20 protein-coding genes are annotated in these 17,581 nt (G+C 35.2%); 9 read left to right on the plus strand and 11 right to left on the minus strand.

Translation table 11 applies throughout. From position 1 onward, the window contains the following. The first annotated feature begins 55 nt into the window (after positions 1 to 55). The gene (locus LNQ34_RS07105; RefSeq protein ID WP_017497434.1) at positions 56 to 547 is read left to right on the plus strand and encodes a septal ring lytic transglycosylase RlpA family protein; all 492 of its coding nucleotides are present in this window, start codon (positions 56 to 58) and stop codon (positions 545 to 547) included. 80 nt (positions 548 to 627) lie between these two features. Here LNQ34_RS07105 and LNQ34_RS07110 read toward each other — a convergent pair whose 3' ends face one another. Beyond that, positions 628 to 1,083 carry a DinB family protein gene (locus tag LNQ34_RS07110; RefSeq protein ID WP_229999061.1) on the minus strand — a complete coding sequence of 152 codons (456 nt, stop codon included), beginning with the start codon at positions 1,081 to 1,083 and terminating at the stop codon, positions 628 to 630. A gap of 78 nt (positions 1,084 to 1,161) precedes the next feature. On the opposite strand from LNQ34_RS07110, the gene LNQ34_RS07115 reads away from it, so the two are divergent. The 5 genes from LNQ34_RS07115 to nadD all read left to right on the plus strand — a co-directional run bounded on the left by LNQ34_RS07115 (position 1,162) and on the right by nadD (position 4,321). Next, positions 1,162 to 1,515 (plus strand): arsenate reductase family protein, encoded by a 354-nt coding sequence (locus LNQ34_RS07115; protein ID WP_202700535.1) that lies wholly within the window; start codon positions 1,162 to 1,164, stop codon positions 1,513 to 1,515. Positions 1,516 to 1,720: 205 nt separating this feature from the next. After that, positions 1,721 to 2,581 (plus strand): YicC/YloC family endoribonuclease, encoded by an 861-nt coding sequence (locus LNQ34_RS07120; protein ID WP_202700533.1) that lies wholly within the window; start codon positions 1,721 to 1,723, stop codon positions 2,579 to 2,581. A 92-nt stretch (positions 2,582 to 2,673) separates the two neighbouring features. Next, the gene (gene gmk, locus LNQ34_RS07125) at positions 2,674 to 3,246 is read left to right on the plus strand and encodes a guanylate kinase (RefSeq protein ID WP_202700529.1); all 573 of its coding nucleotides are present in this window, start codon (positions 2,674 to 2,676) and stop codon (positions 3,244 to 3,246) included. Positions 3,247 to 3,342: 96 nt separating this feature from the next. Further along, a complete protein-coding gene (locus LNQ34_RS07130; protein ID WP_229999062.1) occupies positions 3,343 to 3,708 on the plus strand; it encodes a four helix bundle protein in 366 nt (121 codons plus the stop codon). Between the two features lie 31 nt (positions 3,709 to 3,739). Next, positions 3,740 to 4,321 carry a nicotinate (nicotinamide) nucleotide adenylyltransferase gene (gene nadD / locus LNQ34_RS07135; RefSeq protein ID WP_229999063.1) on the plus strand — a complete coding sequence of 194 codons (582 nt, stop codon included), beginning with the start codon at positions 3,740 to 3,742 and terminating at the stop codon, positions 4,319 to 4,321. Between the two features lie 183 nt (positions 4,322 to 4,504). Here nadD and LNQ34_RS07140 read toward each other — a convergent pair whose 3' ends face one another. From LNQ34_RS07140 to LNQ34_RS07190, 10 genes are all read right to left on the minus strand, one after another. Beyond that, positions 4,505 to 5,974 carry a nicotinate phosphoribosyltransferase gene (locus LNQ34_RS07140; protein ID WP_229999064.1) on the minus strand — a complete coding sequence of 490 codons (1,470 nt, stop codon included), beginning with the start codon at positions 5,972 to 5,974 and terminating at the stop codon, positions 4,505 to 4,507. A gap of 24 nt (positions 5,975 to 5,998) precedes the next feature. Then, on the minus strand, positions 5,999 to 6,730 hold the full coding sequence (locus LNQ34_RS07145) for a metallophosphoesterase (protein ID WP_229999065.1): 732 nt from the start codon (positions 6,728 to 6,730) through the stop codon (positions 5,999 to 6,001). 3 nt (positions 6,731 to 6,733) lie between these two features. After that, positions 6,734 to 7,573 carry an ADP-ribosylglycohydrolase family protein gene (locus LNQ34_RS07150; protein WP_229999066.1) on the minus strand — a complete coding sequence of 280 codons (840 nt, stop codon included), beginning with the start codon at positions 7,571 to 7,573 and terminating at the stop codon, positions 6,734 to 6,736. A 43-nt stretch (positions 7,574 to 7,616) separates the two neighbouring features. Next, positions 7,617 to 8,171, minus strand: coding sequence for an RNA 2'-phosphotransferase (locus LNQ34_RS07155; protein WP_229999067.1), 555 nt, complete (start codon positions 8,169 to 8,171; stop codon positions 7,617 to 7,619). A gap of 8 nt (positions 8,172 to 8,179) precedes the next feature. Then, entirely contained in the window at positions 8,180 to 9,631 is a 1,452-nt protein-coding gene (locus tag LNQ34_RS23530; RefSeq protein WP_202700516.1) for an O-acetyl-ADP-ribose deacetylase, read from the minus strand. A gap of 9 nt (positions 9,632 to 9,640) precedes the next feature. Then, positions 9,641 to 10,168, minus strand: a complete 528-nt coding sequence (gene ybiA, locus LNQ34_RS07170; RefSeq protein ID WP_229999068.1) for a riboflavin biosynthesis intermediates N-glycosidase — start codon at positions 10,166 to 10,168, stop codon at positions 9,641 to 9,643. 95 nt (positions 10,169 to 10,263) lie between these two features. After that, a complete protein-coding gene (prs, locus tag LNQ34_RS07175) occupies positions 10,264 to 11,097 on the minus strand; it encodes a ribose-phosphate diphosphokinase (RefSeq protein ID WP_229999069.1) in 834 nt (277 codons plus the stop codon). A gap of 74 nt (positions 11,098 to 11,171) precedes the next feature. After that, the gene (locus LNQ34_RS07180; protein WP_202700513.1) at positions 11,172 to 11,864 is read right to left on the minus strand and encodes an NUDIX hydrolase; all 693 of its coding nucleotides are present in this window, start codon (positions 11,862 to 11,864) and stop codon (positions 11,172 to 11,174) included. Positions 11,865 to 11,978: 114 nt separating this feature from the next. Next, complete coding sequence (locus tag LNQ34_RS07185; RefSeq protein ID WP_202700512.1) at positions 11,979 to 12,335, minus strand: PKD domain-containing protein; 357 nt, start codon at positions 12,333 to 12,335, stop codon at positions 11,979 to 11,981. 67 nt (positions 12,336 to 12,402) lie between these two features. Beyond that, positions 12,403 to 13,308, minus strand: coding sequence for a LysR family transcriptional regulator (locus LNQ34_RS07190; RefSeq protein ID WP_202700511.1), 906 nt, complete (start codon positions 13,306 to 13,308; stop codon positions 12,403 to 12,405). 85 nt (positions 13,309 to 13,393) lie between these two features. Between LNQ34_RS07190 and LNQ34_RS07195 the strand changes: the two genes are divergently transcribed. The 3 genes from LNQ34_RS07195 to LNQ34_RS07205 all read left to right on the plus strand — a co-directional run bounded on the left by LNQ34_RS07195 (position 13,394) and on the right by LNQ34_RS07205 (position 17,238). After that, on the plus strand, positions 13,394 to 14,155 hold the full coding sequence (locus LNQ34_RS07195; RefSeq protein WP_202700510.1) for a type 1 glutamine amidotransferase domain-containing protein: 762 nt from the start codon (positions 13,394 to 13,396) through the stop codon (positions 14,153 to 14,155). A 599-nt stretch (positions 14,156 to 14,754) separates the two neighbouring features. Then, positions 14,755 to 15,912 carry an iron-containing alcohol dehydrogenase gene (locus tag LNQ34_RS07200; RefSeq protein ID WP_229999070.1) on the plus strand — a complete coding sequence of 386 codons (1,158 nt, stop codon included), beginning with the start codon at positions 14,755 to 14,757 and terminating at the stop codon, positions 15,910 to 15,912. Positions 15,913 to 16,242: 330 nt separating this feature from the next. Continuing rightward, positions 16,243 to 17,238 carry an NAD(P)H-dependent glycerol-3-phosphate dehydrogenase gene (locus LNQ34_RS07205; RefSeq protein WP_017497416.1) on the plus strand — a complete coding sequence of 332 codons (996 nt, stop codon included), beginning with the start codon at positions 16,243 to 16,245 and terminating at the stop codon, positions 17,236 to 17,238. The last annotated feature ends 343 nt before the right edge of the window (positions 17,239 to 17,581 follow it).

Genomic DNA, 17,581 nt, shown 5'->3' on the forward strand with positions numbered 1-17,581 from the left:
TTTTATCTCGGCATATTATTTGTACAAACTCCCCAAGTCTGAAAAAAAATAAAACATGAGAAATAAAAAACATATTTTACTCACTGCACTTACTATAACTTTTTTAAGTTGTTTTACCTATGTTATAAGCCAAACAAAGCCTGCAACTGAACCTAAAATTACTCAGGATACTGTCAAAACTGCCAGACCTAATTTAATTGCAATACCAACTGATTCTGTTTTTACGGATAAGGGCTTGAAATTAAAACCTTATAAAAAAAATGCACATGCCTCTTATTACGCTGACCGTTTTAATGGTAAAAAAACAGCTAACGGAAGTCGATTCAGCAACAGCGCTTACACTGCAGCACACAAAAAACTTCCTTTCGGAACCAGAATAAAAGTCACCAATGAAGCAAACGGAAAATTTGTAATTGTAAAAGTTACCGATCGCGGTCCATTTGTTCGAACAAGAGATCTCGATCTATCCAAAAGAGCCTTTATGGAAATCACGAAAAGTAAAGGAAGTGGTGCCATGAAAGTTACAATCGAAACTATAGTAGAATAACATCCTTTTAAAATACAAAATCCGACAGTTTTTTAGAAACCGTCGGATTTTTTCGTAAATTGAGTTGTCCCAAAAAAGATCTAAACAAACTTTCGAATACTCATTACTACCCCGGTATGAACGCCTTCATGATAATTATTAAAATCTAAAGCTCCGTTTATATTCTTCAGGGTATATCCTAAACTAGTGGTGTATTCATTATAATTTACAAAAATACCTGCCGCAAAATCATTTTCAACCTGCTTTAAAGTAGTCGAAAGCAACTCCCGTATTTTATCAACTTCCGCTTGCGAAACGTCTCCTTCCGGCTTAGTATCTTTTCGGTATTTAGCAATAAACTCTTCAGAAATGGTAACCGGTAAGCCCGATAACTTATAAACCAAAGCCTGCTGTGAAGCAACGCAATGTGCGATATTCCAAATGATATTATTATTAAATCCCGGTGGAATTTTGTTTAACTGTTCTAATGAATGACTGTCTAAAACTTTCAAAAGAATCTCTCTAATGGTCTTTTGTACTTCAAAAACTGGGTTCATATTTTTATTTTTTTTTCTAAAATTAGGCAATTTTAAGTTTCAAATGGATTTTCTTTGTAGTCTCTTAAATTTAAACTTATGAACAAAATATATTACTTAGCATCCTGCGATACTTGCCGAAAAATCATTAAAGCATTACCGGAAGGCAATAACCTGGTTTTTCACGACATTAAACAAAATCCGATTACAGCAACGGAATTAGAAGAAATGTATCAACTTTCGGGTAGTTACGAAGCTTTGTTCAGCAAAAAAGCACAATTGTATAAATCGATGGATTTAAAGAACAAATCTTTAACGGAAGCCGATTTTAAAAAATACATCTTGGAACACTATACTTTTTTAAGCCGTCCTGTTTTTATTATTGACGGCAAAATCTACATCGGTAACAGTCAGCAGAATGTTCTACAGGTAATGAAAGCCTTAGGACAATAATATAGCTAAAAGCTGTAAAGATTCCCGGTTTGCGTTAGGGATAGAAGTGGAAATCCTTTTTTTGAGTTTTTTCTGCTCAAAAAAAGATTGAAACGAATAGCCCGACCGAAGGGAACGCCCAAAACCTTTTAAAAATAAGGCAATAGAAACTAGAAAACCTCACTCTAAAGTTTTTTAGTATCTTTGCGCCTTTATACTCAATTATATGATACAATCTATGACAGGGTTTGGCAAAGCTTCTTTGCAATTGCCTACAAAAAAAATTACCGTTGAAGTAAAATCCTTAAACAGTAAAGGTTTAGATTTAAATGTTAGAATGCCATCGGTGTACCGCGAAATGGAACTAGGTTTAAGAACTCAAATCTCTACTAAACTGGAAAGAGGAAAAATTGATTTCGGAATTTACGTTGAAAGTACTTCTGAACAAACCTCAACTAAGGTAAATGTTCCTGTTGTAAAAAACTACATTGCCCAACTAAAAGAAGTTTACCCGAATGCAGACGAAACGGAACTGATGAAAATGGCCGTTCGAATGCCGGATACCCTAAAGACCGAACGTGAAGAAATTGATGAAAATGACTGGGAACAAATTCAGCTGATCATCGAAGAGGCCTTGGAAAACATTCTGACTTTTAGAAAAGACGAAGGCGAATCTCTTGAAAAAGAATTCAATCTTAGAATATCAAATATCCGTCAATACATGAATGACGCTCTGGCACTTGATCCGGAACGTATTAAAGCGATTAAAGACCGTCTTCAAACTGCTATTTCAGAATTGAAAGTGAATGTGGATGAAAACCGATTTGAACAGGAATTGATTTACTATCTTGAGAAACTTGATATTACGGAGGAAAAAGTTCGTTTAACCAATCATTTAGATTATTTCCTTGAAACTATAAAAGGTTCTGAAGCTAACGGTAGAAAACTTGGATTCATCACTCAGGAAATGGGCCGTGAAATCAATACCATGGGTTCAAAATCGAATCATGCGCAGATGCAAAAATTGGTTGTCATGATGAAGGATGAATTGGAAAAAATCAAAGAACAGGTTTTAAATGTACTTTAAAAGCCGCAAGCTTTAAGCAATAGGCTTTAAGCAAAAAAAACATAGAGTAAGTGAGCTTAAAGCGTACCGCCTAAAGCCTAAAGCATAAATTAATGAATAAAGGAAAATTAATTGTTTTTTCAGCACCATCAGGATCGGGGAAAACAACTATAGTAAAGCATTTATTGGGGAAAGAAGATTTAAATTTAGAATTTTCAATCTCAGCAGCGTCTCGCGACCCACGCGGAGAGGAAGAACACGGAAAAGATTATTATTTTATTTCACTGGAGCAATTCAAGAAACACATCAAGGCCGAGGAATTCCTGGAATGGGAAGAAGTGTATCGCGACAACTTTTATGGTACTTTAAAATCGGAGATTGAAAGAATCTGGGCTTTAGGTAAAAATGTGATTTTTGATATTGATGTGGCCGGCGGACTGCGTATCAAACATAAATTCCCGGAACAAACTTTGGCTGTATTTGTAAAACCTCCAAGTGTTGACGAACTAAAACGTCGACTAAAACAACGTTCTACAGAAAGTGATGATAAAATAAACATGCGAATTGCAAAGGCTTCGGTTGAACTGGCAACTGCACCGCAATTTGATACGATTATCAAAAATTACGATTTAGATACCGCTAAAGAAGAAGCATATCAGTTGGTAAAAGATTTTATTTCGAAATAGTTTATTAGTCATTAGTTACTAGTCATTAGCCCTTGGTTACTTGTTGCTAGTCTTTCGTCATAAATAGTAGATCTCGAATTTAAATTATAATATTACATGAGTGGAATTAAATCATATAAGGAATTACTAATTTGGCAAAAAGGGATTAAAATTGTTTCCCTGACGTATCAGTTGGTAAAATCATTCCCGCAAGAAGAATTATATGCACTCACTAGTCAGTTAAAAAGGGCTTCTGTTTCAGTTCCATCGAACATCGCAGAAGGCTATGGCCGGAATACTGATAATTCATTTACCCATTTCCTAAATATATCCAGAGGGTCTCTGTTTGAGATTGAAACTCAATTAGTAATTGCAAATGAACTAGGATTTATAACTAACGAAGTTCTTTATAGAAAAATTCTAAATCTAATTGAAGAAGAATCAAAAATGATTAATTCTTTTTGCAAAACACTTAAAGACTAATCACTTTTCACTAATTACCAGTTACTAAACCATGAAAATAGGCCTTTATTTCGGAACGTATAATCCCATTCATGTTGGTCATTTAATCATTGCCAACCACATGGCTGAATTTGCCGATTTAGATCAGATATGGATGGTTGTTACCCCACACAATCCGCTTAAAAAGAAATCTACCTTGTTAGACGATCACCAACGCTTGCAAATGGTATATTTGGCCACTGAAGATTATCCAAAAATAAGACCTTCAGACATTGAATTCAAATTACCACAGCCTAGTTATACGGTCAATACACTGGTTCATTTGCATGAAAAGTATCCATCGCATGACTTTTCTTTAATCATGGGCGAAGACAACTTAAAAACGCTTCATAAATGGAAAAACTACGAAGTGCTTTTAGCAGATTACGATATTTATGTTTATCCGCGAATATCTGAAGAAGAGGAAAACATCGAATTAAAATCGCATCCAAAAGTGCATATTATTGATGCTCCAATTGTAGAAATCTCTTCTACTTTTATCCGAAACAGTATCAAAGAAGGCAAAAACATACAGCCTCTTTTACCGCCAAAAGTTTGGGAATATATCGATCATAATAATTTTTACAAGAAATAATTTATACGCAATCTTGTCATTCCGAGGAACGAGGAATCACACAAGTAATTCGACAAAGATTGACGATTTTGATTGTAGAGTTTCTGGTGTGATTCCTCGTTCCTCGGAATGACAAGCACAAAAAAAATGCCCCAAATAGTGTCTAACTTTTTGGGGCATGTTCAAAATTCAGGCTTTTACATTTTATAATGTAACGCTTATTTGAGATTTAACTCGAAATCTAATATCTGCTAAAGACTGCTCTGTTAAAAGTTTCCCGTCTCTGAAAACTTCTTTTAATTCGCCTTGTTTTTCTTCTTCCCAGGAAACATTGTCCGTTAAATGATATACCCCATCAATTAAATCAATTTTCATTAATCCTTTGGCTGATTTTTTAGTTCCGTCATCTGTGATTGGATCTTTAAAGATCGCTCTGCCTTCTCCATTAACTTCTCCATAAGTTGCTTTCATTGCAAAACCAAAAGTATCTCGGGTATTGTATTGATAGGTGAATGAACCGATCCCCAAAACAACGTTTGTAGAAGCAAATCCTTTTTCTTTTAATCTTTCGCAAATTTGGGTCGCCCTTGCTACCGTAATACTATCACCGTAAATGGCACCAATCTGCGGAATAAGCTCTTTATATCCTTTTGCATTAACTGTGCCTCCAAAAACATCCCAAAGCAGCTCAATTACTCCTTTTTTCTCTTCTGCTGTTTTTCCGTTTGGATTACCACAAATAATATCTACCGGATCGCCACTATCAGGTCGGATCACCACTTTACCTTCTCTGGCAATTATTTCTTCTTTCAATCGTGGTAAATAGTCGATCAGAACTTTCCATAAATCCCAGGTATCCGAAACTATAGACACGATTCCTTTTGGATACACTTCTGTAACCAGTCTTTTAAACGTTTCGCATTCTCCTTCAGTGGTTCCCATACACATTACAGAGTGCTCTGTTGCCGCAACTGAACCTGCAATCAATTCGGTATCAGAGTTAGCATTATAATATTCTTCAAAAAAGTCAATTACCGGGATGGTATCAGAACCCGTAAAACTCAATAAATGTCCAGCAGCAGAAGTAATTGCTGCCTCGATTCCACCCATTCCTCTCATTGAGAAATCATGCGCCTGCCAATCTACAAATTCAGGAACTGATGCTGTTTCGTGGGCAAATTTATCCAATACTTTTCGATATTCTTTTGCAATAGTAGCAGAGTTACAAGGCAACCAGACTACAGCAGACAATAAGGTTTCGAAATAATTAGTTAGCCAGAAAAACTCCGGAAGCGTATTGTACATCGTAAACATGGGTACTCTTAATGGCACGCTAACACCTTCTGGCAACGCTTTAAAAACCATTGGAATATATCCTAAATCATGTAAATCTTCAATATGTTTGGTTCCAACCTGATTTTCCCCTAAATAATTGTTGATTCTGCGAGCGTATTTTTTAACGACTTCTTCTTTTGGTCTTTTAAAGAAATCGGCCTCAAAATCATGAATGATATATTTTTTGATGAAATATTGCAATCCAAAAAACACAACTTCTTCTAAACCTTCAATTCTTGATTTTCTTGGCGTCCAGTTGGAATATACTAATGTTGTTCCGTCTGGGTATTGTCTTCTGTGGTCAACTTTGTAACCGTCGGTTAATAATAATGGGTTCATAAAATTTCTTCGTTATTTTTTCAATTATTTATTTCTTCCTTTTTCATTTGGATAAAGCTCTTGTACTATATCACTTTGCCAAAATACTTTTGTTTCTACATCAAGCCCCGTTAATCTGCCATAAAAGCCAGCCCCGGTATCGACATTCCACACATTACATCCTTGCATTGGAATCTCTACATTATAATGAAGGGTTGGTGTGTGACCAATATAAATCTCATCATAAAGTAACAATCTTTTCGGATAGGAAAGCGAATCTTTTTTAATTCTCTTATCCATTGTCAAAGCCATTTCCCACAACGTTCTATCCCACGAATAATTGCTTTGGTAATGTTCTTTCTCCGGGCCATGCATGGACGAAAAACCGGCATGAATGAATAAATTGTTACTTTCGTCTACAAAGTAATCTTTCATAGTATTGAAAAAATGGCGATGTTTTTCTTTTTCCGAACGTTCAACATCGACATAACTCTCTATAGTCGATTTTCCTCCATGCAAAAACCAAATATCGTTTATAACATCATTCTCTAACCACTCCTGACACCAGACATCATGATTTCCTTTGATAAAAATACACTCCTGTTTTTGGGATAAATCGATCAGAAAATCAATTAATTGTTTTGATTCACTCCAGCCGTCTACATAGTCTCCCAAAAAAATAAACCGATCCTTTTCTGAGCAATCCATTCTCTCTAACAACTGAATTAATGCTTTTAATCCGCCGTGAATATCCCCAAAAACAAAGGTTCTTTTCATGATTTAATTAAACTTATTTTCGAGAGCCGCATCTAATTTTATTAGAAAGTCTTTTCCAAATGTATCATTCTCCAAACCTTCATACAAAAATGCGGGCAGGTTTTCATCGCAGTTTTCTTTGTTACTTAAAATCGCCATACACAAGGCAGCAACCGTATCGGTATCTCCGCCATAACCGATACTTGTTTTTAAGCAATCTTTCATGGAAGTCGCTTCGGAAACGATTTTAATAACCGCCTGTGTAGTCGGATAACCGTGCATATCGATTGGCGAAGTAATTTTATAGGTTTCATTCTCCTTTAGCGTTTCGTTCAAAAATGACACTAAAGTCGATCCATCACCCAAATTGTATTTGAAATAGTGAACGGCCAAGGCAATACGCTTCGCACAACTAATCCCTTCAGGAGTATGATGAGAAGTTCTTGCCTGAATTTCGCAGAAACTCATCAACTGCTCTATATCTTTTAAATAACCAATACTATAGGCTCGCATAGCAGAACCGTTTCCGTTACTGCCATTGTTGATTATTTTAATGAAATCAGATCCATTTCTACTTGCGTCCAAGGCATTGTAGACTCTATCAGAGTATCCTCTTCTTTTATCTCGGTGAAATACCTCAACAAACTTATCGGCCACTTTGATTTCGTTCCAATTATCCTCCTCTAACAGCAATTCCGAAATGGCAATTGCCATTTGCGTATCGTCTGTATAGCGTTTGTAAATTTCAGTATAAAGTCCGTGTTTGTGATACTGTGTTAAATGGTTGTTTTGAGTAATAAAATCTAAATCCCGAAATTCAAAACCTGCACCATATGCATCACCTATTGCTGCTTCTAGTATCATAATTTGTTGTGTTTTATAATTTTAAAATGATGCCTACTACTCCTTATAATTTAAACTCTATGTACTTTGCCGGAACCTCAGCGGTCAGCCAAACATTATTTTCGGACAGATAAAATTGAAATCCGTCTCTGTACATGGCACCACTTCTTACGGTTAGAATTTGGGGGGCTCCTCGCCTGCTTCCCACCTTTATTGCCGTTTCTTTGTCTTTGGAAAGGTGTACGTGCTGACGGCTCATTTTTTGTAAGCCATCAAGTTTTATGCTTTCCATAAATTTCCCAACGGTTCCGTGGTATAAAAACTCTGAAGGTTCGGCCTCCTTCAAGTTGAGCTCAACTGAAATTGAATGTCCCTGACTGGCTCTGATCTTTGTTTTGTCTTCATTAAAAGCAAAACGTTTTTTATCATTATTTTCTACCACATAGTCCAAAAGTTCAGCCGTCATCTGATTTTGGCTTCCATTTTTATTACATTTTATAATCAATTCTTCAACATCTGCCCATCCGTTCTCGTCTAAGTTTAAGCCGATGGTTTCAGGTGAATGTCTGAGCACCAGACTAAGAAATTTGCTGACACTTTTTGCTATTTTTTCATTCATAACTTTTATTATTTTAACTTTAAAAACAATCGTTCACACAAATCATCAATATCGTTTTTTCTTGCTAATCCCAAAATCCACTTTTGAGGAATGTTCTCAATTCCATAATAAATACCTGCCAAACCTCCTGTAATAGCTGCAGTTGTATCAGTATCACCTCCTAAGTTTACTGCCTTTAAAACGGTTCCTTCATAAGAATTCCAATTTAAAAAACACCATAAACTGGCTTCTAAACTATGAAGAACGTAACCTGACGAATGAATTTCATTTTCGGGATATTCGGCTATATTACTCTTTAAAATTCTATCAAACAATTGAAGTTCAACAGGACTAAATTTTTTATCTCGCAAAAAGCCAGCGACAACATCCTGCATCCTTCTATAAGCTTCTGTCTTATCATTGGCATTTAAAAGTTCTAAACAGTAAACAACATAAATAAAACAGGCAAATCCTGATCTAAAATGGGCATGGGTAATAGACGATACTTCTTTTACTTTTTTATAAATGACTTCGATATCTTTTTCATTTTTAAGATAAAAAACTAAAGGTAAGATTCTCATCAAAGAACCATTTCCGTTATCTTTTTCTTCAAAACCGCCGCATAATTCTGGTTCATGTCCTTTCCCAATATTATGAATTGCATTTCTGGTTGCTATTCCAATATCAAAAACTTTTCCGTGTGGCGTCCATAATTCTGTGTTATACCATTTTACAAAATTTCTTGCAATATCAGATAAATCATAACCATTGCACAAACTTTCTGCTAAACAAAAAGCAAGTGAACTGTCATCACTCCATGTTCCTGCTGGCTGGTGATGTGTTCCAAAACCTATCATTTCAGAAACAGGATTTTCTTTTAAATCAGATCTAGAATAAAACTCAACTGGAACACCTAATGCATCACCAACCGCTACTCCAAACAAGCCGGATTTAATTTTATAATTGAAGTCATTTTCTATTATATCATTATAAATCTTGAAATTCTCTTCATCAAAACAAACAAAAACAATTTTTTCGAAATGATTTTTTAATTCAAAATTATCGATCATATTAATCGCAATTTCCGCCGCCAAATCTTTTGGGAATTTATAAATACCAGTACTTATATTAGGAAAAGCGATTGTTTTTATATTATTTGTGACCGCCAATTCTAAAACACTTAAATAACAGTTTTGCAACAATTCGACTTCAAAACTTTTACCTCCGTTCCAAACAGGTCCAACAGTATGAATCACATATTTTGAAGGCAAATTACCAGCTGTCGTTAGCACGGCATCCCCAACTTTACATCCACCCTGTTTATTTCGAATTTGGGTACACTCTTCTAAAATGGCTTTTCCTCCTTTTCTATGAATAGCCCCATCAACCCCACCACCGCCTAATAAAGAAGTATTTGCTGCATTGACAATAGCATCAACGTGTATTTCGGTTATATCGGTTCTAATGATTTCTATTTTCATAACCTATAGTTATCTCAATTCATCCCTAACTTCCATCAAAGCAAAACCTAATAAATTCAGCCCTTTCCACTTTTCAGGATTCAGAACATCTTTATGGTCACCTGCCATTCCAATTCCCCAGATAGGATCAACGGGACTCGCTTCGACTATTACTCTTTCATCTGTGTTTAGCAAAAATGCTTTCAAATCGGGGTTTTGACTGAACTTATGGTAGTTTCCTTGTGTAACAATATCAAATCGATTGGCTAACCAAAGTGTATCGTCATAATTTTTAACTTGACGTCCCAACTTTTTGGCTTCAGCAGGAGAATTGGCTTTAATAATTTTTGCTAAAACTTCATTGTCATTAAACAATTCGGCTTTTTTTGCCATCATCCAATGTTCGGCAGTTTTGTAAGTCACTTTATCAACGGTAAAGGCACTTAACCACCACTGACTGAAACAGGTTTTCGAAATGCTTCCATCTTTTGTTGGCTGGTGTCCCCAGAAAAATAAAAATTTACTTTCCGGAGCTATGGTATCTATATTGTATTTCATGTTTTTTGTTATTGAAACAAAGAAACGAGTTCTCTGCTATTCTGTTTCAGGTTTCAGGTTCCTTATACAGCTTGAAACCTGTAACTTGAAACTTCTTAAATTAATTGATCCAATCCAATCACCTGAACGCTTTCACCTTCGAAGTCTTTTACTGAATTGGTGGTAAAAATGGCATCGAAACAATCCAAAACTTCAAAACCTTTATTAAAAATTCCGTGGCTTACGGCCAAATACAATTTTCCGGCATTTTTCTTTTTTAATTCTTCAGCCAGCCCTACGAAAGTTCCTCCTCCGTCGCAAATATCATCTACAATTAAACAGTCCATTCCGTTTAGATCGTCTTCATAAACTTTAAAACCAGATAGTCTTCCGGTTTTTACATCACGACTTTTGCTGCATTCTACTACTTCAATACCTCCAAGAAATTCAGAAACTTTGTAAATTTTCTTTAATGCTCCGCCGTCCGGAGAAATTAATTTTACGTTTTCGCCAATGACTTTCAAAACCGCTGCAATAAAAGTATGATTCGGAATCACTTCGCAATTGTTTACTAAGGCCGGAGTCACTTCAGAATGCGCATCAAAAACAAATACTTTATTCAACTGAAGTGCATTAATGATATCAGCATATACTTTTACAGATAAAGATTCCCCTTTAATCATAACACGATCCTGTCTTGCTGCAGGAAAATAGGGCATAAAAAGATCAATTATTTTAACCTCCATTCTGCGCAATGCATCTACTGTGATGCACAATAAACCTAAATCGTTGAATGAATTTAATCGGTGTGTGATGGTTACTTTTTGGGTATTATCAAAATCAGGATTGATTTTAATATGTGGTTCTCCTCCTGAAAATGTAAAGCTTTGGAATTTTATTTCTTCTTTATTAAGAATTGGAGTGAATTTTGGGTCTAAATTAAGTATCATAGTATTTTAGTTTGCGTTAATTATACGCAAATATAAAGCAATATATTTATTAAACAATTTATTTTGTGTAAAATTTACGCAAACTTTATTTCAAAGTGAAACCCTTTTTCAATTAACTCTTTATATTTCAAATCATTAAACTTGAAAAGTTTTGCAGGACGCCCACTTTTAACTGGCGAAAAATGATCGGTTTGATCTAAAAAGCCGTAGCTGAGTATCTTCTTTCTGAAATTTCGACGGTCTATTTCTTTCTCCAAAATGGTACAGTAAAGATTCTCGAGGTCAGAAAACAGAAATTCCTGCGGAAGTAAATCAAAACCAACGGGTTCATAAGTCAGTTTTGCTTTTAATCTTGTTATGGCAGTTTTTACGATTATATTATGATCGAATGCCAGATCAGGGATCTCATCAATTTTAAACCATTGCACGCGTTCGGCATCGGTATCGGCTTTAATTTCCAGACCTGAGGCATCTACTAAAGCATAATAGGCAACTGAAATTACGCGATTTCTGGAGTCCCGGTGAATGTCATCTCCAAAAGTATACAGCTGCTCCATAAAAGTAAGCTGAACGCTGGTCTCTTCATGCAACTCCCTAATCACAGCTTCACTTAAAGATTCGTCCTGTTTTACTAATCCACCCGGTAAAGCCCAATACTTATCGGCAGAGCCAAATTTTTGCTCAATTAAAAGCACATACAAACTGTTGTTCTTATATCCAAACACAATGGCATCAACCGCAATTCGAATATTTTGAAAATTTTCCATATTTAAAAACTCCTATCTCACAAATATAACGAATGAGAGTCAATTTTATAATCTATCACATCAGCAATAAATTATAAAATTGACTCTCATGAATATCCTTTTCCTTCGGCCTGCCTAGTTTATTGTTACGTTTCTCTTTGGAATAGAAGTACAATTTGCACCATCTTTTGCAACTGTAACTTCCGCTTTAACTTCATAGGTTCCTGCTGCCGGATAAAGATGTGTAATATCTTTACCTGTTCCGGTAGTCCCGTCTCCAAATGTCCAATTTACACTAACTAAAGTTCCGGTTCCGCTATATCCAACAGAATAGTTCATTAATTTTGGATTAGTAGCATCTGTAGAATTGTGCAATTTTACATAAATTGCTTCTGCAAAACAATCCAAGATAACCTCGTCGTCATGTTTGCTACAAGAATTAGCCGTATAAAATATCAGGGCAAGCATTAAAATTGATGCAATCTTTTTCATTTTTAAAAATATTAAGAATTTATCTCCCAAAATTATTCTTTAAAAATACAGAAAACAATGATTTTCATCATAATCTGTTACCAAAAAACAATTTTAACTCTTTGGAAATAATTTCAAAAAACGAATTCAGATTATTGTTTTTAGCGGTTAGCAGGTACACATACTCTTCCGGTACGTAAAAACTATTCCATAATAACTGCAATTTATTTTCTTTAATATATTTTCGTGCATTGCAGTTCCAGGTTATCGCTACTCCTTCATTATCGGATAACATCCTTAACATTTCAGATTCAGACGGAATAATATAGTTCGGAACCATAGAGGGCCTTTTTTTATTAAAAGCGTGTAGCCAAAATAACTTTATATGTGGAATTCTGGCATCGTGACTGTACCATTTTTGTTCATTGAGCCACTGCTCTACTTCCGTATAATTATCTGATTTTAATTTCTGACGGAACTCTGTTCCGTCCAAACGTACTGGTGCCACCATGATGAGCTTAATTTTCCCCACAATTTCGTAGACCGTATCAAAGGTGTCAAATCTTTTTGTGGTAATTGCGAAGTCAAGCTTTTTGGCATCCACTAACTCAAAAAGCACATCGTTTTCTGCAAAAGTAAAATCGATCAAATCGAACTTAGCAATCAACAGGTTTCCAATACAATTAAAAAGATTTTTGGAGATCCCAACAGAGATTAGCCGATTGGCATCTTCCGCTTTTGCCCGAAAGCTGCTTTCTACATTTTCAAGCCGATCCAGCGCATCTATAATTAAATTATTCAGTAACTTAGCGTATTCCGTTGGTTCTACGCCTTTTGACTTTCGATTGAACAATTTATTTCCAACATGTGCTTCCAGCATAGAGATTTGCTGGCTCACCGCAGGCTGACTCATAAATAACTCTTTTGCAGCGATAGAAAAATTCCCGTTTTTATATACAGCTTTAAAGGTTCTGTACCACTCCAAATTCACCATGATATAAATATATTTATAACAAACATAGTTTATTTTATTTTTACTGATATCACTTTAGTCGTAAATTTGATCAAAATTTAAACTTATGAAAAAGATAACCTTACTTACGATTATAGCCTTTAGTGCTTTTAGTACTTCAGCTATAGCACAAAAAGCAACGAAAAAAAGCACCAAAAAAGTACTATTTGTTGTGACCAGTAACGATAAACTGGGAAATACAGGAGAGAAAACCGGATTTTGGTCAGAAGAATTTGCTGCACCTTATTACGAATTGTTAGATCAGGGCGTCGAGATTACAATTGCTTCTCCACTAGGAGGTCAGCCTCCAATTGATCCTAAAAGTGCCGATCCGGCATCGGCCACTGAAGACACCAAACGTTTTGACGCCGATAAAACTTTACAGGAGAAGTTAAAACACACCCATAAACTTTCTACGATCAACCAGAAAGGTTATGATGCTGTTTTTTACCCGGGAGGTCATGGTCCGCTTTGGGATTTGGTAGAGGATAAAAGTTCCATTGCTTTAATTGAATCTTTCTATACTCATAAAAAACCTGTTGCTTTTGTTTGTCATGCTCCGGCAGTCTTAAAAAACGTAAAAGTTAAAGGCGAATTTTTAGTAAAAGGCAAAAAAGTAACCGGTTTCACAAATGCCGAAGAAGAAGCGGTGGGCTTAACCAAAGTAGTTCCGTTCTTATTGGAAGATGCTTTGACCAAAAATGGTGCTATCTTTTCGAAAGCAGCCAACTGGCAACCTTATGCTGTAGAAGATGGACTTTTAATCACCGGACAAAACCCTGCTTCGTCTAAATTAGTAGCTGGAAAATTGTTACAGCAATTGAATTAATAAAGACACTGAGATACTAAGGTTCTGAGGTTCTAAGCAACAGGACTTAGAAACATTAAAATAAAACAATTACTATAATGAAAGATGCTGAGATATTGAGATTTTAAGAATCTAAAAAAAACTTAGAACCTCAGCATCTTAGAAACTTAAAAAATCACCGGACAAAACCCTGCTTCGTCTAAATTAGTAGCTGGAAAATTGTTACAGCAATTGAATTAATAAAGACACTGAGATACTAAGGTTCTGAGGTTCTAAGCAACAGGACTTAGAAACATTAAAATAAAACAATTACTATAATGAAAGATGCTGAGATATTGAGATTTTAAGAATCTAAAAAAAACTTAGAACCTCAGCATCTTAGAAACTTAAAAAATTACCGGACAAAACCCTGCTTCGTCTAAATTAGTAGCTGGAAAATTGTTACAGCAATTGAATTAATAAAGATTCTGAGGTACTAAGACACTAAGATTCTAAGTTATTAAACTAATGAACTTAACAATAAAAAAATAATGAAAGATGCTGAGACATTGAGATTTTAAGAATCTAAAGAAAAAACTTAGAACCCTAGCCCCTCAGCATCTTAGAAACTCTAAAAAAAAATGCTAAACTTTGAATTATACAATCCGACGAATTTAATTTTCGGAAAAGGACAAATTGAAAAACTTTCTACTCTGGTTCCTAAAGATGCCAAAATCTTATTGGCCTATGGTGGTGGAAGTATTTTTAAAAACGGAATTCACGAACAGGTGATTCAAAACTTAAAAGGTTTCGATATTGTAGAATTTGGCGGAATCGAACCCAATCCGCATTTTGAAACGCTGATTAAAGCGGTTGCTGTGATCAAAGCTGAAAAAATTGATTTTATCTTAGCTGTTGGCGGTGGTTCCGTAATCGATGGTGTAAAATTTATTTCAGCAGCTGTAAATTTCGACGGAGATCCGATTGATATTCTGCAAAAACGATTACTTATTAAAGAAAACGCTATGCCTTTCGGAACTGTTCTGACTTTACCTGCAACAGGAAGTGAAATGAATTCGGGAGCGGTTGTCACTATTGAGGCAACTCAGGAAAAACTTGCTTTTGGCGGAAGCGCTCTTTTCCCTAAATTTTCAATTTGCGATCCGACTGTAATTGCTTCGTTACCAAAAAGACAATTACAAAATGGCGTTGTGGATGCTTATACGCACGTAATGGAGCAATACCTGACTTATCCGCACGAAGGTTATTTACAAGACCGCATTGCCGAAGGAATTTTACAGACGTTAATTGAAGTTGGTCCAAAAGTGGTTGAAAATCCTACCGATTATGCTTTGGCTTCTAATTTTATGTGGAGCTGTACCATGGCTTTAAACGGATTGATTCAAAAAGGAGTTCCTTCAGACTGGGCAACTCACATGATCGGACACGAATTAACAGCCTTATACGGAATTGATCATGCCAGAACTTTGGCAATCATCGGACCTAGTTTATACCAAATCATGTTTGAGACCAAAAAAGAAAAACTTGCCCAATACGGCAGAAGAATTTTCAACTTAACGGGTTCTGACGATGAAGTAGCGAAAGAAGCCATCAATCAAACGGTAGCATTTTTCCATACTATGGGAATGGATACTAAACTTTCGCAATACACAGACGATTATAGCAAAACGGCTGATTTTATTGTAAACCGATTTAATGAAAGAGGCTGGAAAGGTTTGGGCGAAAAACAACTAATTACTTTAGACAAAGTAAAATCGATTGTTGAAATGAGCTACTAAGGCATAAATTCCAAATAAAAAAATCCAAATTCCAATTTTAAGCTCATTTGGAATTTTACAAAAAAAGGCGTTCTCATTTTATGGGAACGCCTTCTTACAATACTAAAACAAAATTAACTAACTCAATTCTTGCTAAACTCATTAAATTCTAATTTATAAATAGTTACAACGTACTGATTGCCTTTTTATTGTGTAATCGTTAAAATATTTTCTATTCCAATTTAAATCCTCCGGAAACTATTGTATTTAAAGAGCCTTTCCAAATTTCTTAAATGAGATTTTGTATTATTACTACATTATTAAGTACTTTTGCTTTAAATTATTAAAATAATGAGTGAAAATTTAAAATTTGCAGTAATTGGAGGAGGAAGCTGGGCAACGGCAATTGCAAAGATGTTATGTGTAAATCTTTCAGAAATTGCCTGGTACATGCGTAATGATGCTGCTATCGAACACATTCAGAAATACAAACACAATCCGAATTACTTAAGTTCGGTTGAATTTGATACGGCAAAACTTAAACTGACCAATAATATTAATGAAGCAGTTGCCTATGCAGATTATGTAATTTTTGCAATTCCTTCTGCTTTTTTAGATGGTGAATTGAAAAACTTAACGGTTTCATTGTCTGATAAAATTATCTTTTCTGCTATTAAAGGAATCGTTCCTGAAACAAGTTTGATTGTTGGAGAACATTTTCATATTCAATACGACATTCCCTACTACAATATCGGTGTAATTACAGGTCCATGCCATGCTGAAGAAGTAGCATTAGAAAGACTTTCTTACTTAACAATTGCCTGTGGAGATCCGGAAAAAGCTTCAATCGTAGCAAAACATTTGTCCGGAAATTATATCAAAGCCAAAATCTCAGACGATATTATTGGTACTGAATATGCGGCAATGCTTAAAAACATTTATGCTATTGCAGCCGGAATTGCTCACGGATTAGGTTATGGAGATAACTTTCAATCGGTTATGATGAGTAACGGAATTCGCGAGATGAAGAAATTTATCCGCAAAGTTCATAAAATGAAACGTAACATCAATGACTCCGCTTATTTAGGCGATTTATTGGTTACAGGTTACTCTGTGTTCTCAAGAAACAGAATGTTCGGAAATATGATTGGTAAAGGCTATACGGTAAAAAGTGCGATGATGGAGATGAGTATGGTGGCCGAAGGTTATTACGCCACTAAAAGCGCTTATAAACTAAATCAGGGCTATGGTGCAAAAACGCCAATTATCGATGCTGTCTACGCTGTTTTATACGAAGGAAAAGATGCAAAATCGGTTTTCAAAAAATTAACGGAGTCTTTGGATTAGTTTCTTTTTTAGAGAAGTGAGAGTATAGAATATAGAGGCAAGAAGCCAGAGGCAAGAGCAAAGAGTATAGAGACAAGAGCAAAGAAGCTAGAGGCAAGAGCAAAGAGTATAGAGTATAGAGACAAGAGCAAAGAAGCAAGATTATAAGATTGTGAGCTTGTTTTTGACAGATAAAAAAAGAGTCAGGACAGAATTAAAATTCATCTTGACTCTTTTCTATTTTAATATAAAGAAATCTAAACTCTATATTCTATTCTCTACAATCTATCTTCTTGCCTCTTTGCTCTAGCTTCTTGCTTCTTGCTTCTTACTTCTTGCTTCTACAAATCTGCACTCCGCTCTA

Origin of the sequence: Flavobacterium lipolyticum, from assembly GCF_020905335.1 — a bacterium.
Taxonomy (GTDB): Bacteria; Bacteroidota; Bacteroidia; order Flavobacteriales; family Flavobacteriaceae; genus Flavobacterium; species Flavobacterium lipolyticum.

Bases quoted from the DNA above. Each gene is read 5' to 3' on its own strand.
- LNQ34_RS07105 (WP_017497434.1), top strand. From the start codon at position 56: ATGAGAAATAAAAAACATATTTTACTCACTGCACTTACTATAACTTTT.
- LNQ34_RS07110 (WP_229999061.1), bottom strand. From the start codon at position 1,083: ATGAACCCAGTTTTTGAAGTACAAAAGACCATTAGAGAGATTCTTTTG.
- LNQ34_RS07115 (WP_202700535.1), top strand. From the start codon at position 1,162: ATGAACAAAATATATTACTTAGCATCCTGCGATACTTGCCGAAAAATC.
- LNQ34_RS07120 (WP_202700533.1), top strand. From the start codon at position 1,721: ATGATACAATCTATGACAGGGTTTGGCAAAGCTTCTTTGCAATTGCCT.
- gmk (WP_202700529.1), top strand. From the start codon at position 2,674: ATGAATAAAGGAAAATTAATTGTTTTTTCAGCACCATCAGGATCGGGG.
- LNQ34_RS07130 (WP_229999062.1), top strand. From the start codon at position 3,343: ATGAGTGGAATTAAATCATATAAGGAATTACTAATTTGGCAAAAAGGG.
- nadD (WP_229999063.1), top strand. From the start codon at position 3,740: ATGAAAATAGGCCTTTATTTCGGAACGTATAATCCCATTCATGTTGGT.
- LNQ34_RS07140 (WP_229999064.1), bottom strand. From the start codon at position 5,974: ATGAACCCATTATTATTAACCGACGGTTACAAAGTTGACCACAGAAGA.
- LNQ34_RS07145 (WP_229999065.1), bottom strand. From the start codon at position 6,730: ATGAAAAGAACCTTTGTTTTTGGGGATATTCACGGCGGATTAAAAGCA.
- LNQ34_RS07150 (WP_229999066.1), bottom strand. From the start codon at position 7,573: ATGATACTAGAAGCAGCAATAGGTGATGCATATGGTGCAGGTTTTGAA.
- LNQ34_RS07155 (WP_229999067.1), bottom strand. From the start codon at position 8,171: ATGAATGAAAAAATAGCAAAAAGTGTCAGCAAATTTCTTAGTCTGGTG.
- LNQ34_RS23530 (WP_202700516.1), bottom strand. From the start codon at position 9,631: ATGAAAATAGAAATCATTAGAACCGATATAACCGAAATACACGTTGAT.
- ybiA (WP_229999068.1), bottom strand. From the start codon at position 10,168: ATGAAATACAATATAGATACCATAGCTCCGGAAAGTAAATTTTTATTT.
- prs (WP_229999069.1), bottom strand. From the start codon at position 11,097: ATGATACTTAATTTAGACCCAAAATTCACTCCAATTCTTAATAAAGAA.
- LNQ34_RS07180 (WP_202700513.1), bottom strand. From the start codon at position 11,864: ATGGAAAATTTTCAAAATATTCGAATTGCGGTTGATGCCATTGTGTTT.
- LNQ34_RS07185 (WP_202700512.1), bottom strand. From the start codon at position 12,335: ATGAAAAAGATTGCATCAATTTTAATGCTTGCCCTGATATTTTATACG.
- LNQ34_RS07190 (WP_202700511.1), bottom strand. From the start codon at position 13,308: ATGGTGAATTTGGAGTGGTACAGAACCTTTAAAGCTGTATATAAAAAC.
- LNQ34_RS07195 (WP_202700510.1), top strand. From the start codon at position 13,394: ATGAAAAAGATAACCTTACTTACGATTATAGCCTTTAGTGCTTTTAGT.
- LNQ34_RS07200 (WP_229999070.1), top strand. From the start codon at position 14,755: ATGCTAAACTTTGAATTATACAATCCGACGAATTTAATTTTCGGAAAA.
- LNQ34_RS07205 (WP_017497416.1), top strand. From the start codon at position 16,243: ATGAGTGAAAATTTAAAATTTGCAGTAATTGGAGGAGGAAGCTGGGCA.